This is a genomic window from Micromonospora phytophila, from assembly GCF_023656545.1.
GTDB lineage: Bacteria > Actinomycetota > Actinomycetes > Mycobacteriales > Micromonosporaceae > Micromonospora > Micromonospora phytophila.
On the sequence record NZ_JAMOKF010000124.1, the window covers coordinates 1 to 13,897 of the forward strand.

The 13,897-nt window shown below is 73.4% G+C and carries 13 protein-coding genes and 4 pseudogenes; 9 read left to right on the plus strand and 8 right to left on the minus strand.

Annotation, left to right across the window (positions count from 1 at the left end; genetic code table 11):
• Window positions 1-544 (minus strand): annotated as a pseudogene (locus NCC78_RS16420) (helicase-associated domain-containing protein); the annotation flags it as partial.
• 115 nt (window positions 545-659) lie between these two features.
• Between NCC78_RS16420 and NCC78_RS16425 the strand changes: the two are divergent.
• The gene (locus tag NCC78_RS16425; RefSeq protein WP_250795448.1) at window positions 660-1,283 is read left to right on the plus strand and encodes an HAD family hydrolase; all 624 of its coding nucleotides are present in this window, start codon (window positions 660-662) and stop codon (window positions 1,281-1,283) included.
• A 28-nt stretch (window positions 1,284-1,311) separates the two neighbouring features.
• Window positions 1,312-1,698 (plus strand): cold-shock protein, encoded by a 387-nt coding sequence (locus NCC78_RS16430; protein WP_250795449.1) that lies wholly within the window; start codon window positions 1,312-1,314, stop codon window positions 1,696-1,698.
• On the opposite strand, the gene NCC78_RS16435 is transcribed toward NCC78_RS16430, so the two are convergent.
• On the minus strand, window positions 1,659-2,741 hold the full coding sequence (locus NCC78_RS16435; protein ID WP_250795450.1) for a 1,4-dihydroxy-6-naphtoate synthase: 1,083 nt from the start codon (window positions 2,739-2,741) through the stop codon (window positions 1,659-1,661). The two genes, NCC78_RS16430 and NCC78_RS16435, sit on opposite strands and share 40 nt — an antisense overlap.
• Before the next feature lie 344 nt (window positions 2,742-3,085).
• Here NCC78_RS16435 and NCC78_RS16440 point away from each other — a divergent pair, with 344 nt between their 5' ends.
• Window positions 3,086-4,063 carry a GNAT family N-acetyltransferase gene (locus tag NCC78_RS16440; RefSeq protein WP_250795451.1) on the plus strand — a complete coding sequence of 326 codons (978 nt, stop codon included), beginning with the start codon at window positions 3,086-3,088 and terminating at the stop codon, window positions 4,061-4,063.
• 179 nt (window positions 4,064-4,242) lie between these two features.
• On the opposite strand, the gene NCC78_RS16445 is transcribed toward NCC78_RS16440, so the two are convergent.
• The 3 genes and pseudogenes from NCC78_RS16445 to NCC78_RS16450 all read right to left on the minus strand — a co-directional run.
• The gene (locus NCC78_RS16445; RefSeq protein WP_250795452.1) at window positions 4,243-4,893 is read right to left on the minus strand and encodes a futalosine hydrolase; all 651 of its coding nucleotides are present in this window, start codon (window positions 4,891-4,893) and stop codon (window positions 4,243-4,245) included.
• Window positions 4,890-5,066 (minus strand): annotated as a pseudogene (locus NCC78_RS32545) (MFS transporter); the annotation flags it as partial. The pseudogene NCC78_RS32545 and the gene NCC78_RS16445, both read right to left, overlap by 4 nt.
• Before the next feature lie 92 nt (window positions 5,067-5,158).
• Window positions 5,159-6,566, minus strand: a pseudogene (locus NCC78_RS16450) (MFS transporter); the annotation flags it as partial.
• Between the two features lie 86 nt (window positions 6,567-6,652).
• Here NCC78_RS16450 and NCC78_RS16455 point away from each other — a divergent pair.
• Window positions 6,653-7,492, plus strand: a complete 840-nt coding sequence (locus tag NCC78_RS16455; protein ID WP_250795455.1) for a DUF3027 domain-containing protein — start codon at window positions 6,653-6,655, stop codon at window positions 7,490-7,492.
• 70 nt (window positions 7,493-7,562) lie between these two features.
• Here the strand turns inward: NCC78_RS16455 and NCC78_RS16460 are convergent, their stop codons facing one another.
• Window positions 7,563-7,808, minus strand: coding sequence for a DUF2530 domain-containing protein (locus NCC78_RS16460; RefSeq protein ID WP_250795456.1), 246 nt, complete (start codon window positions 7,806-7,808; stop codon window positions 7,563-7,565).
• An 88-nt stretch (window positions 7,809-7,896) separates the two neighbouring features.
• Here NCC78_RS16460 and NCC78_RS16465 point away from each other — a divergent pair, with 88 nt between their 5' ends.
• From NCC78_RS16465 to thpR, 5 genes are all read left to right on the plus strand, one after another.
• A complete protein-coding gene (locus tag NCC78_RS16465; protein ID WP_250795457.1) occupies window positions 7,897-9,375 on the plus strand; it encodes an NCS2 family permease in 1,479 nt (492 codons plus the stop codon).
• 117 nt (window positions 9,376-9,492) lie between these two features.
• On the plus strand, window positions 9,493-9,942 hold the full coding sequence (locus tag NCC78_RS16470; RefSeq protein ID WP_250795458.1) for a MarR family winged helix-turn-helix transcriptional regulator: 450 nt from the start codon (window positions 9,493-9,495) through the stop codon (window positions 9,940-9,942).
• A gap of 68 nt (window positions 9,943-10,010) precedes the next feature.
• Window positions 10,011-11,294 (plus strand): MFS transporter, encoded by a 1,284-nt coding sequence (locus NCC78_RS16475; protein ID WP_250795459.1) that lies wholly within the window; start codon window positions 10,011-10,013, stop codon window positions 11,292-11,294.
• Window positions 11,295-11,383: 89 nt separating this feature from the next.
• Window positions 11,384-11,893, plus strand: a complete 510-nt coding sequence (locus NCC78_RS16480) for a hypothetical protein (RefSeq protein WP_250795462.1) — start codon at window positions 11,384-11,386, stop codon at window positions 11,891-11,893.
• Between the two features lie 13 nt (window positions 11,894-11,906).
• A complete protein-coding gene (gene thpR / locus NCC78_RS16485; protein WP_250795463.1) occupies window positions 11,907-12,485 on the plus strand; it encodes an RNA 2',3'-cyclic phosphodiesterase in 579 nt (192 codons plus the stop codon).
• Between the two features lie 55 nt (window positions 12,486-12,540).
• Here thpR and NCC78_RS16490 read toward each other — a convergent pair whose 3' ends face one another.
• Entirely contained in the window at window positions 12,541-13,527 is a 987-nt protein-coding gene (locus tag NCC78_RS16490) for an aldo/keto reductase (RefSeq protein WP_250795464.1), read from the minus strand.
• Window positions 13,528-13,605: 78 nt separating this feature from the next.
• Window positions 13,606-13,897: pseudogene (locus NCC78_RS16495) on the minus strand (septation protein SepH); the annotation flags it as partial.

Consider the following 13,897-nt stretch of genomic DNA (forward strand, 5'->3'; position numbering starts at 1 on the left):
CGCTCCCCACCGGCGGGCCGGCGGCCAGCCGGTCCAGGATCGCCCGGGCCGAGGGGGGTGCCGCCAGCAGCGTGCGCCGCAGCTTCGCCGGGTCCGCGCAGAGCGCGGCCGTCCGCGGGTCCAGCTCCGCCGCCGGCCGGCCCAGCCCCGCCGGGTACGGGGAGACCTCGTCCACGCTCGGCACCACGTGCAGGGCGCTCTCCGGGCCGTACAGCAGGAAGAGCGCGCGCAGCCGGTTCACCGCGGCGCGCACGGCGGTCGGGGCGGGCGGGTGCGGGCCGGCGGTGGCCATGGCGAGCACCGCGTCGGTGGAGGTGGTGCCCTCGGCCGCGTCCCGGGTCAGCCGGGCGGCGTCGAGGATCTGCAGGGTGAACTGGTCCAGCCCGTCGAGGGCACGGGCCACCGAGACCCGGGACTGGGCCCGGATGGCGAGCGCGGAGACGTCGGCGGGCACCGGCACGACGAGGTCCGGCCGCAGCTGGAGCAGGGCGGCGAGCGACTCGTCGGGCAGTGACCGCAGGTGGTCGGCGAGTGAGGTGGTCATCGTCGTTCCACGCTAGCCCGCCGACGGGCTTCCTGCCCCTCGCACGTCGGGCCGGACCGGCACACCGCCGGTCGGGGCCGAGCCGCGCCGCGGTCGGTGCCGGTAGGTTCGTCGCATGCCTGCTCTGACGGTCGGATTCGACCTCGACATGACCCTGGTCGACTCGCGCCCCGGCATCGCCGACGCCTACCGGGCGTTGACCGCCCGGACGGGGGTGCACGTGGACGCCGAGGCGGCCGTCTCCCGGCTCGGCCCGCCGCTGCGCACCGAGATCGCCCGCTGGTTCCCGCCGGAGCAGGTGGACGCCGCCGTCCGCGCCTACCGCGAGCTCTACCCGGCGTACGCGATCACGCCCACGGTCCCGCTGCCCGGCGCCCTCGAGGCGATCGACGCGGTCCGTGCGCGGGGTGGTCGGGTGCTGGTGGTCACCTCGAAGCTGGGCCGGCTGGCCCGGCTGCACCTGGAGCACCTCGGGATGGTGGTCGACGAGGTGGCCGGCGACCTGTTCGCCGAGGAGAAGGCGACCGCGTTGCGCCGGCACGGGGCGACCCACTACGTCGGTGACCACGTGGCCGACATGGTGGCCGCCGGGGCGGCGGGGGTACCCGGAATCGCGGTCGCCACCGGGCCGTGCTCCCGGGAGGACCTGCGTGCCGCCGGGGCGGAGGTGGTGCTGGACGACCTCACCGGATTCCCAGCGGCGCTGGACGGCATGATCCAGCTAGCCTTGGAGCAGTAGTCGTCTCAAGCGAAACAGGGGTTCTCAGGTGCCGACGGGTCGAGTGAAGTGGTATGACGCGGCCAAGGGATACGGTTTCGTCACCAGTGACGAGGGTGGCGACGTGTTCCTGCCCAAGGGCGCGCTACCGGCGGGTGTCACCGACCTCAAGGGTGGTCAGCGGGTCGACTTCAGCGTGGTGGACAGCCGCCGGGGCGCGCAGGCGATGGGGGTCAAGCTGCTCGACGCCCCGCCGTCGATGGCGGAGCTGCGCCGGCGACCGGCGGAGGAACTGCACGGCCTCATCGAGGACATGATCAAGGTGCTGGAGGCGAAGGTCCAGCCGGACCTGCGCCGGGGCCGTTTCCCGGACCGCAAGACCGCTCAGAAGATCGCTCAGCTGGTCCACGCGGTGGCCAGCGAGCTGGAGGTCTGAGGGACCAGCCCGGCGTCGGTGGCCCGGCCGAGCAGCGCCTCGACGGCGGCGAACCCCGCGTCCCCCAGGTCCGCGGTGAACTCGTTGACGTAGAGGCCGATGTGCCGGTCCACCACGTCGGGTTCCATCTCCTGGGCGTGTGCCAGCACGTAGTCCCGGCTGGCGGCCGGGTCGGCCCAGGCCCGGCGGACCGACTCGCGGATCCATCCGGCCGCGGCCCGCGGGTCCACCGCGCCGCGCCGGGCCAGGATCGCGCCGAGCGGAATCGGCAGGCCGGTGTCGGCCTCCCACCACTCGCCCAGGTCGACCAGGGCGGTCAGGCCGTACCGCGGATAGGTGAAGCGGGCCTCGTGGATGACCAGACCGGCGTCGTACCTGCCGGCCGCGACGCCCGGCATGATCTCGTGGAACGGCACGACCTCGATCCGCGCCGGGGGCCGGTCGGCCGCCCAGAGCCGGAAGAGCAGGTACGCCGTCGTCCGGTCGCCCGGCACGGCAACCGTGGCGCCGCTCAGGTCGACCCCGCGATGACCGCCGCGATCGGCGCGGAGGCCGCGGTTTGCGCGGTCAAGGTGGTCGCCTGAGCCAGCGCGGTCGGGTTGGTTGCCTGAGCTAGCGCGGTCGGCGCGGTCGGGGTCGGCTGAGCTGGTGTGGTCGGCAGAGCCGGCTTGATCGGCGTGGTGGGCTGAGCCGGCGCGGTCGAGGTGGAGGGCGCGGTCGCCTGAGCCGGCGCGGTACTCGTCGGCGTCACGGTCGCCTGAGCCAGAGTCGGTGAGGTCGCCCCGGGTCAGCACGAGCGGGCCGTTGCCGCGGCCGAGCGCGCCCCCGCAGGGCAGCAGGTGATAGTCGTCCAGCAGCCACGGCAGCGCCGCGTAGCTCACCTTGACCAGGTCGAACGCCCCCCGCTCGGCGGCCGTGTTGGTCACGTCGACGTCCGCGTACGTCACCTTGACCGGCGGCGCGCCCGGCACGAGGCCGTGCACCAGGGCGTGGAAGACGAACGTGTCGTTGGGGCAGGGCGAGATCGCCAGCGAGAGCGCCACGCCCCCACGGTAGCCCCGCCCCCTCCCGGCCCCGCCCGCGGCCGAGCCACTGTGACGCGCGCCCGCTGTGGCGGTCGCCGTGCCGGTCGGGAAGGTGGCGCGCGGGCGCTTTGGAGCTGATGTCGTAAACGATTCGAGCCGGTAGGTCGCAGTGGCACCTGGAACCCGGTCGCGGTTGCGGTCGCGGGTCGGGCCGATCGGGCCGGCTGATGTCGTAAACGGTTCAGCTCCAAAGCGCGCGACAGGTGGGGTGGGAACTGCCGGGACAGAAGTTATCCACAACCTTGTCCACAGATCGTCGAGGGCTGTTGAGGAACGCCCGCCACGCCGGAAGCATCGTTCTCTTGGCGGAGTCGGAGGACGTCGTTGACCTGGGGGCGATCCTCCGGGCACTTCGGCGGAGGGCGGATCTGAGTCAGCGGGACCTGGCCGAGAGGTCGGGGGTTCCGCAGGCGACCATCGCGCGGATCGAGTCGGGGCGGGCGGTCGACCCGCGGTTCCGCACCGTGGAGAGGCTCGTCCGGGCGGCCGGCGGTGAGCTGACGATCGGTGTGTCACCCGACGATTTCGGCGGCGCCGCCGCCGGCGGCGGTGGTGGCGGTGGCGGGATCGGTGGCGGTGGTGGGATCGGTGGCGGGCGCGGTGGCGGTGGGGTTGTGAACGGGGACCGCCGCGACGGGTCGGTCGTGCCGCATGACGGGCTGCGGGACGCGGCGGGGCGTCGGTATCCGGCGCATCTCGACGCGTGGGAGGTGCGGGAGCCGCGTGACTGGCCGGGCGCCTGGTGGGCGAACTGGTACAAGCTGCCGCCGGCCTTGTGGCCGCGGCCGGTGCCGGCGGTCACCTACGAGCGGGACCGTGGCTACCGGGACGGGCGTCGGTGGGCCGAGCAGGTTCGGCGGACGGTCCGGGTGCGCCGGGTGGTGGGCGGCGGCCTGCCGGCGACGTCGTGGCGGTTCGTCGCCGAGCTGCCGGGCGGTGAGCTGGTCGGTGAGCTGCGAGCCCATGAACGCAGCCCACATCTGGCGGACGGCGAGGAACCGAACGACGAGCGGGAGATCGTGGTCGACGGGATCCTCGTCGACGGAAAGCACCGGCGGCTCGGCATCGGTCGCCGACTGGTGGGGCTGCTCACCGCGGAGATGGATCGGGCGGGCATCACGGCCGCCCGCGCCATCGCCGAGTTCGAGGGCGTCGATCTGCTGCTCGCCTGCGGCTACCTGCTCCAACCGAACCGACCGTGGGCGCTGCGGCTGGACCGGCCGTTTCAGGCCAGGGCCACCGCAGCCGCCGTGAGGACGTCGGACGTGCTGGCCATTTGAGGACCGCCGGGGCTGCCGCCCCGAGGGTGGCGAGCCCGCCGTTCAAGGCGGCTGCGGCTGTCGCGGGGTTGGCAGCAGGGGCGGATGTCCCATCGCTGCCGGTAGAGCCGGGGATCGAGGGCTGGCGTGCCGGTCAGGTCAGGACTTTGCGGCGGCCGTGACGACTGGGGGAGTGCCGGTCAGGCCAGGATCGTTGCGGCCGCCGTGAGGGCGGCGAGTGCCTCGCGCATGCGCCAGGCGTCACGGTCGCGGGGACCGACCGGGTTGGAGACGGTACGCAGCTCGGCGAAGGGGAGGCCGGCCTGCGTGGCGGCGACGGCCACGCCGTACCCCTCCATGGCCTCGGCCACCGCGTCCGGGTGCCGCCGGCGCAGTACGTCGGTGCTGGCCGCGGTGCCGGTCACCGTGCTGACCGTGAGCACCGGGCCCACCGTGGCCCCCGGCAGCCCGGCGCGTAGGGCGTCCAGCAGCTCGGGATCGGCGGTGACGGTCGTGCCGCCACCGAGCCACTCCGGGGGCATGCCCAGTTCGTCGACCGGGATGAAGCCGGTCGGCGACTCGGCGCCCAGGTCCGCGGCGACGGACCGGCTGGCCAGGACCGTGCCGCCCACCTTCACCTGGCCGGCGAAGCCACCCGCCACGCCCGCGCTGACCACCGCCCGGTACGGCCGGCCGGCCGCCTCGGCGAGCACCAGCAGCCGGGCGGTGGCGGCGCCGGCGACGGCCGGTCCGACCCCCACCGGCAGCACGGTCGTCGTCTGGTCCGACAGGCCGGCCCGGATGGCCTCCGCCTCGGCGGGCACCGCGGTGACCACCAGCAGGCCGGTCACGACAGTGGCCCCTGCGGCTCCCGCCGGGACTCGTCGTCCACCCCGCCCCCTCCGTTCGGCCCGCCGACCGCCGACGACGGGCGGTAGATGTGGTAGCCCGGCGGTGCCAGGCCGGGGTCGTCCAGCGGCGCGCCGGCTTGGACCGGGGCCGGGGAGGTGGGCGCGGGATCGGCGTTCCGGCCGTCGACCTTCCGCTCGGCGCGGTCGGGCCGCACGTCCCGGTCGGCCCGGTCCGGTCCGTCGAGACCCGTGTCCTCGGCGGTCTCGTCGGTCAGCTCGCCGTCGCCCAGCGGGCGGCCGAGCAGCCGCTCGGCGCGCAACCGTCCCGCCACCACCACGCCCCGGACGGCCGCCACCGCGCCGACCCCGGCCGCGACGGCGATCCCCATCCGGCCGTCGAAGGGTACGAGCCCCAGCCCGCCGCCCGCGACGAACGCGAGCATCAGCACCGTCTCCGAGTGGGCGAAGGAGCTGGCGCGCAGCCGTTCCGGGATGCGCTCCTGGATCGAGGCGTCCACGGTGAGCTTGGCGATGCCGCTGATCAGCGCCGAGACGAGACAGAGCAGGGCGACCATGGGCAGCGAGAACTTCAGCGCGGCGAGGACCGCCACGCCCGCGACGATGATCATGCCGCTGGACTGGATCGCGGCGGGCCGGTGGATGTGCAGCCGGGTGCCGATCGCGGTCGCCAGGAAACTCCCCACGGCCAGCGCGCCGCCGACCAGGCCGAGCGCGCCCTCGTCGCCCAGATCCCGGCCGAACACCACCGTGGTCAGGTCACCCGCCTTGATCGCGAAGGCGAGGAAGAGCAGCAGGAAGCCGTAGACCGCGCGCAGGGTCGCCGCGCCGACCAGGGTGGCGATCACCAGCCGGCCCGCCGGACGCCCCCGGCCCAGCGGCCGTTCCCCGGTGCGACGGCCCAGCGCGCGCAGCGGCCGGGGCACCCGCTCCGGCGGTTCCGAGTCGGCCTTCGGCGGCAGCCGCAGGGAAATCACCATGCCGACCAGGAAGATGACCGAGGCCACCCGGAGCGGCCACTGCGGCCCGAACCAGAACGCGGCCAGCCCGATCGGGGCGACGAGCGCGCCGGCCACCGTGCCGTAGACACTCGCCCGCGCGCCGACCTGGGACAGGCCCAACCCCTCCGGGAGCAGCCGGGGGACGGCCGCCGAGCGGGCCACCCCGTACGCGCGGGAGAGCGCCAGCACGCCGAACGCCGCCGGGTAGAGCCCGAAGCCGTGGATGTAGTCGGAGATCAGCCAGGCCAGAAAGGCCCGGCCGAGCATGGTGGCGGCCAGGGCGTACCGGCGGCCGTGCCGGAAGTGGTCGAGCAGCGGTCCCACCACCGGGGCGAGCATGGCGAACGGCACCATGGTCACCAGCAGGTAGAGGGCGACCTTGCTGCGCGCCTCACCGAGCGGGACGTTGAAGAAGATCGTCCCGGCCAGGCCGATGGCGATCAGCGTGTCCCCGGCGCAGGAGACCGCGTGCAGGTCGAACAGGCGCACCATGCCGACCTCGCCGCCGGCACCCCGGGACCGGGCCCGACCGGCGCGGCGGGTCATCCAGCGCCCACCGCTGACGGAGCCCCGGAACAGCAGTCGGACGGCTTTGATGCCCGTGCCGACGGTTCGCCCGAGTACGGACCGCCCGGAGCGGGAGAACAGCGGCATGTGCACCATCCTCGCCCATCCGATCGGCGCACGCCGCACCACCGCCGCAGAACATCTCGGGGAGTGCCTGTCAGCCGGCCGTACGCATGGGGAACAATGGAGGGGTGACCAGGCCCGCCTCCGCCCGTGCCGCCCGTCTCGACCAGGTGTGTGCCGCCGCCGTCGAGGTGGCGCGCGACGCCATCACCGAGGTCGACCCCGCAGACATCGGCGACCACCTGCAGGCTGTCGCGGAGGGCGACCGGCTCGTCACCCATTATTTCGACTGCCGGCTCACCGGCTACCGCGGCTGGCGCTGGGCGGTCACCGTCACCCGGGTGCCCCGCAGTCGGCACGTCACCGTCTGCGAGACGGTGCTGATCCCCGGCTCCGAGGCGTTGCTCGCCCCGGGCTGGCTGCCCTGGCAGGAGCGGCTCAAGCCGGGCGACCTCGGCCCCGGTGACCTGCTGCCCACCCCGCCGGACGACGAGCGGCTCCAGCCCGGCTACGTGCTCTCCGACGACCCGGCGGTCGAGGAGACCGCCTGGGAACTCGGTCTCGGCCGGCCCCGGGTGCTCTCCCGCGAGGGGCGCAGCGAGGCGGCCCAGCGCTGGTACGACGGCGACCACGGCCCGTCCGCGCCCATCTCGACCGCCGCCCCCGCCGCCGCGCGCTGCGGGACCTGTGGCTTCTACCTGCCGCTCGCCGGCGCGATGCGGCAGGCCTTCGGCGCCTGCGGCAACTTCTACGCGCCGGACGACGGTCGGGTGGTCAGCGCCGACCACGGCTGCGGCGCCCACTCGGAGACCCTGGTCGAGGCCGTCGACACCCCGGTCGACGAGTTGCCCACGATCTACGACGACAGCGCGGTGGAGACCGTGTCGGTCAGCCGGGCGCCCGGTTCGGTCGAGGCCGCCGAGCCGGCGGAGCCGTACGGGCACTCCTGACGGTCCCAGGCTGAGGCTGGGCCGGCCCCCGGCTGAGGCCGGGTCGGCTGCGGTGCCGGCGTCGGGTCGGTCAGGTGCTGGCGCGACGGCGACGGCGGTTGGCGTCGTGCCGCATCATCGTCGCGAGGCCGGGGAACCCCCACAGGAAACCGGCCAGGCAGATCCAGAGCCAGTCCTGGTGACCGTGCTCGGTCAGCCAGCCGCGGAAGAGCAGCAGCACCAGCCCGGCGACCGCCCAGGCCGCCATCCCGGCGAGGGCGAACGGCACCATCGGCGGGTCGAGTGGCTCGGGCCGCGGCGGCTGCTGCTTCGGCACGCCGCAAGCGTACGCGATCAACTTTTCCTGCCGGCCGGTGATCTGGGACGATGCGCGCGACAACGGAAGATCACCTGCGAGGAACCTGATGGCAGTAGCGCCGCCCGACAACGGCACACCACCCGACCCCGCTCATCCGCGTAGCGGTCTGGACCGGTACTTCGAGATCTCCGCCCGCGGCTCGACGATGAGCCGCGAGGTACGCGGTGGCCTGGCGACCTTCTTCACGATGGCGTACATCGTGGTGCTCAACCCGCTCATCCTCGGTGGTGCCGTCGACGGCGACGGCCAGAAGCTTCCCATTGCCGCCCTCGCCGCGGCGACCGCCCTGGTCGCCGGCCTGATGACCATCCTGATGGGCGTGGTCGGCCGGTTCCCGCTGGCGCTCGCCGCCGGCCTCGGCGTCAACGCGCTGGTCGCGTACGAGATCGCCCCGGAGATGACCTGGGCGGACGCGATGGGCCTGGTGGTGATCGAGGGTGTGATCATCGCGGTGCTGGTGCTCACCGGCCTGCGCACCGCGGTGTTCCGCTCGGTCCCGACGCAGCTGAAGACGGCGATCGGCGTCGGCATCGGGCTCTTCCTGACCATCATCGGCCTGGTCGACGCCGGCTTCGTCCGGCGGGTGCCGGACGTGCAGAACACCACCGTGCCGGTGGGCCTGGGCATCGGCGGCAAGCTGGTGAGCTGGCCGCTGCTGGTCTTCGTGGTGGGCCTGCTGGTGACGTTGGTGCTGGTGGTCCGCCGGGTCAGGGGCGCGATCCTGATCGGCATCCTCGCCTCCACGGTGCTGGCGATGATCGTTGAGGCGGTCGCGAACATCGGCCCGCCCTTCGTCGACGGCAAGCCGAACCCGAAGGGCTGGGCGCTCAACGTTCCGGAGCTGCCGAAGACCGTGGTGGACCTGCCGGACCTGTCGCTGCTCGGCAAGTTCAACGTGCTCGACTCGTGGGGCCGGGCCGGCTGGGTCGTCGTGCTGATGTTCATCTTCACCCTGCTGATCACCGACTTCTTCGACACCATGGGCACGATGGTGGCGGTCGGCCAGGAGGGCGGCATGCTCGACGAGCGGGGCACCCCGCCGCGGGCCAGGGAGATCTTGCTGGTCGACTCGATCGCGGCGGCGGCCGGCGGTGCGGCGAGCACCTCCAGCAACACGTCGTACATCGAGAGCGCCGCCGGTGTGGCGGAGGGTGCCCGGACCGGCCTGGCCAACCTGGTCACCGGCGGACTGTTCCTGCTGGCCATGTTCCTGGCGCCGTTGGTGGTGGTGGTGCCGTTCGAGGCGGCGTCGACCGCGCTGGTGGTGGTCGGCTTCCTGATGATGACCGCGGTGCGGACCATCGACTGGTCGGACTACGAGATCGCCATCCCGGCGTTCCTCACCATCGTGCTGATGCCGTTCACCTATTCGATCTCCAACGGCATCGGCGCCGGCCTGATCACGTACGTGGTGGTCAAGCTCGCCAAGGGCAAGGCGCGGGAGATCCACCCGCTGCTGTACGGGGTGGCGGCGCTTTTCGTGCTCTACTTCCTGCGCGGGCCGATCGAGTCCGTGGTGCTGTGACGCCTCGCTCCGGGCCGGTGACCAGATCGGATACCCGGCCCGGAGCAGGGCAATCCTCCCGGTGAGCATGGTCATATCGCATGTCGTTAGCCAGGCTCATTAGTTATGCTAACTATCGTGACGGAGCGGACGGTGACGGCGAAAAGCGTGCCACCGGCGCAGCTGGCACCGCAGCTGCGTGATGCGATCACCCGGCTCAACCGACGGGTCCGCCAGGCCCGGCCGGTCGGCGACCTCACGGTCACCCAGCTCTCCGCGCTCACCAGCCTCCGGCTGGCGGGCGCGCTGACGCCCCGGGAACTGGCCGACGTCGAGCGGGTACAGCCACCGACGATGACCAAGATCGTCGCGAAGTTGGAGGAGCGCGGCCTCGTGCAGCGCACCCCCCACCCGACCGACGGCCGACAGGTCATCCTCGCCGCGACCGAGGGAGGACGGGCGGTGCTCGACCAGTTCGAGCGCGCCCGCGACGAGTGGCTGGCCCACCGGCTGGCCGAACTCGGCGAAGCCGAGCGGGACACGCTGCGGCAGGCTGCCGAGATCCTGCAGCAGCTCGCCCGCGCCTGACCGCGCGCCACCGCGCCCGCGCCGTCCGCTGTCGATGACGCGTACGACCGCGAGGAGGCGCACCAAGAGTGCAGGCGAAGCTGAGCACGATGTTCCAGTCCCTACAGGTCCGCAACTACCGGCTTTTCGCATCCGGGCAGCTGATCAAGCTGATCGGCGTCTGGATGATGTTCATCGCCCAGGACTGGCTCGTCCTCGAGCTCTCCGACAACTCCGCCACCGCGCTCGGTGTGGTGACCGCCCTCCAGTTCACCCCGGTGCTGCTGCTCACCCTGATCTCCGGGCGGCTCGCCGACCGCTACGACAAGCGGATGCTGCTCTTCGTCGCCAACGCGTTCTGGACCGTCCTGGCGCTGGCCATGAGCCTGCTGGTGGTCACCGGGCTGGTGGAACTCTGGCACGTCTTCGCCTTCGCCGCCCTGCTCGGCACCGCCAACGCGGTGGAGACCCCGGTCCGGCAGGCGTTCGTCTCCGAACTGGTCGGCACGTCCCTGCTGCCGAACGCGCTCTCGCTCAACGCGGCCACCTTCAACTCCGCCCGGATCGTCGGGCCGGCCGTCGCCGGCCTGGCCATCGCCGCCTTCGACGTCGGGCCGGTCTTCCTGGTCACCGCGCTCAGCTCGATCGCCCCGCTGGTCAACGTGGTCCGGATGCGCCCGGCGGAGCTGCACCGCGAGGCGCTGCCGCCCCGCGACGAGCGGGCCTCGGCGAAGGTGATCGACGGCCTGCGCTACGTCCGGCGCCGTCCGGACCTGCTGCTGCCGATGGTGATGGTCTCGGTCATCGCCACCGCGCTGTTCAACTTCCAGCTCACCCTGGCCGCGCTGGCCAAGACCGTCTTCAACACCGGAGCCGCCTCGTTCGGGCTGTTCAGCAGCGCGCTGGCGGTCGGCGCGCTGGTCGGGGCGCTCGCCGGCACCGGGCGGCGCAGCCGGCCGTCGGTCTGGGTGGTGCTCGGCGCCGCGGTCGCCTTCGCCAGCTTCGGCACCCTGGTCGGCCTCGCCCCGGCGTACTGGATGGTGGTGACGCTGCTGCTGCCGACCGGGTTCTTCATGGTGTTCTTCGCCCAGGCCGCCAACCAGCGGATCCAGCTCGGTACCGACGCCGCCTTCCGCGGCCGGGTGATGGCCCTGTGGGTGCTGGTCTTCCTCGGCACCAACCCGGTCGGCGCCCCGGTCATCGGCTGGCTCGCCGAGACCTACGGCGCCGGGGCGAGCATCTGGATCGGTGGGCTGATCTCGCTGGTCACCGCCCTGCTCGCGCTCACCTGGCAGCTGCGCCACTCGGGTGCCCGGCTGCGCTTCCGCATCCTGCCGATGCCCCGCTTCTACGTCACCTCCGCCGACTGCTGAGGGCCGGGGGCGGTCGGTCCCGTTGAGCGGATGGCGCGGATGCGGCCAATCCGGTGGCGGTGCGGTGCGATGGGGCTTAGCGTCGATACGTGGAGGTCGGACGCATGCTGCTACTGGCCCTGGCGTTCATCGCCGTCGCCAGTCTGCCGGCGGTGATCGCCCTGGTGTTCTGTGCCGACGAGATCATCGACCGGGTGGCCTGCGGGTACGCCGAGTGGCGGGACCGGCGGCGGGAACGCCGCACCATCGCCCGACTGGACCGGGCGGTCGAGGCGGACGCGCTGACCCGCGACATCGACCTGAGCGGCTTCGACCGGGAGGACCGCCGTCCCCTGGAACAGCTCGCCGCCGACCTGCGCCGCCTCGGCGGCCAACGGGTCGGCGCGAGCGGCCGGTCGATGGTCTGGCACGGCGCGGTGCTCCAGGCGTACGACGATCGGCTCCGGCTGGCCTGCCGGGCGCTCGGGATCACCGAGCACCTGACCGAGCTGGAGGGCGTCGACCTGGAGATCGAGCGGGTCCGGGTGGAGGGCGTGCTGCACGCCGCCGGGCTGGCCCTGCCCGCCGCCCGGGCCAACCACCGGCAGCGCCACCCCTGAGCGGCAACCCCGGTTGAGGCTCTTCGTCGCGGTCCACCCTCCGCCGGAGGCGGTCGAGCACCTGCGCGCCCAGGTCGAGCGGCTACGCATCGGCGCGGCGTCCGCCGCCGGGATCAACGTCCGGCTCGCCGACCCGGCCCACGCGCACCTCACCCTCGCCTTCCTCGGCGACGTCGAGGCGGACCGGCTGGTCGAGGTGGAGAGCGCGCTCGGGCTCGCCGCCGAGTGGTCCCGCGACGGCCGGGACGCCACCCCCCGGCTCCGGCTGGGCGGCGGCGGCCGGTTCGGGCGGGGCCGGTTCACCGTGCTCTGGGTCGACGTGCGCGGCGACGTGGAGCCGCTGAACGTGCTGGCCCGGCTGATCCGCTCCCGGCTGCGGCACGCCCGCCTGCCCCACGACGAGCGACCGTTCCGGCCGCACCTGACCGTCGCCCGCCCCGGCGACCGGGTGCCCCCGACCGACGTGGCGGCCGACGTCACCGCCCTGCACGCGTACGAGGGTCCGGAGTGGCCGGCGGCCGAGATGGCGCTGATGCGCAGCCACCTCGGCCCCCGGCCCAGCTACGACCGGGTCGCCGCCTGGCCGCTCTGACCGCCCGTCACCAGGGCCCTCTGACGGCCCGTCACCTGGCCGCGCCGACCGGCCGTCACCAGGCCCACGCCTCCGGGCCGGGGCCGCCGTTGCCGACGGGCGGGAAGAGGTCGTCGAGGCGGGTCAGGGTCGCCTCGTCGAGGGTCACGGCCAGGGCGCCGAGGGAGCGGTCGAGCTGGTCGACCGTCCGCGGGCCGATGATCGGGGCGGTCACCCCCGGCCGGGAGAGCAGCCAGCCGAGCGCCACGTCCGCCGGGTCGTGACCCAGGTCGGCGCAGAGCTTCTCGTACGCCTCGATGGTCGATCGGTGCTCGGCCAGGGCGTCGGCCGCGCGGCCGCTGGCGCCGCGCGCGGCCCCGCCCTCCGCCATCTTGCGCAGCACGCCGGCGAGCAGCCCGCCGTGCAGCGGGGACCACGGGATGATGCCCAGGCCGTGGTGTTGCGCGGCGGGCACGACCTCCAGCTCGACGTGCCGGGTCAGCAGGTTGTAGATGCACTGCTCGGAGACGAGCCCGAGGAAGTTGCGTCGGCCGGCCGCCTGCTGCGCCACGGAGATGTGCCAACCGGCGAAGTTGGACGATCCGACGTAGAGCACCTTGCCCTGGGCGACCAGGGTCTCCATGGCCTGCCAGATCTCCTCCCAGGGCGTGGTGCGGGAGATGTGGTGCATCTGGTAGAGGTCGATCGTGTCGGTCTGGAGCCGGCGCAGCGAATCCTCGCAGGCCCGCACGATGTGCCGGGCGGAGAGGCCCTGCTCGTTGGGCCACTCGCCCATCTTGCCGTAGACCTTGGTGGCCAGGACGACCTTCTCCCGCCGGCCGCCGCCCTGGGCGAACCAGCGGCCGATGATCTGCTCGGTGATTCCCTCGCCGGTCTGCCAGCCGTAGACGTTTGCGGTGTCGAAGAAGTTGATCCCGTGGTCGAGAGCCCGGTCCATGATCGAGAAACTGTCCGGCTCGGTGGTCTGTGGCCCGAAGTTCATCGTGCCGAGGCAGAGCCGACTGACCGACAGGCCCGTACGGCCCAGATTCGTGTACTCCATCAGGCCACCCTGCCACGGCGCCACTTCGAGTGCCTCACGTCGACCGGACGCGGCTCACGCCGGGCGGAGTCGACCGGGTCAGGAGGACTCGCGGGCCGCCGGACCGCTGCCGAAGAGCACGTCGTCCCAGCTCGGCAGGCGCTTGCGCGGCTTCCCGGAGGCGTCGGTCGACTCGGTGCCCCCGGCCGCCGGGGCGCCCGTGCGGCGGGGCCGGAGCACCGCCAGGGACGGCACGGCCGGGACTTCCTTGGGCGCGTCGGAGTCGTCGTCGAAGGCCGAGCCCTGGCCACCGCCGAGCAGCGCCGCCGCCCCGCCACCGACCGCCCGCTGGCGCGGCGAGTCCGGCCCGGCCATGGCGGCCGGGGAACGC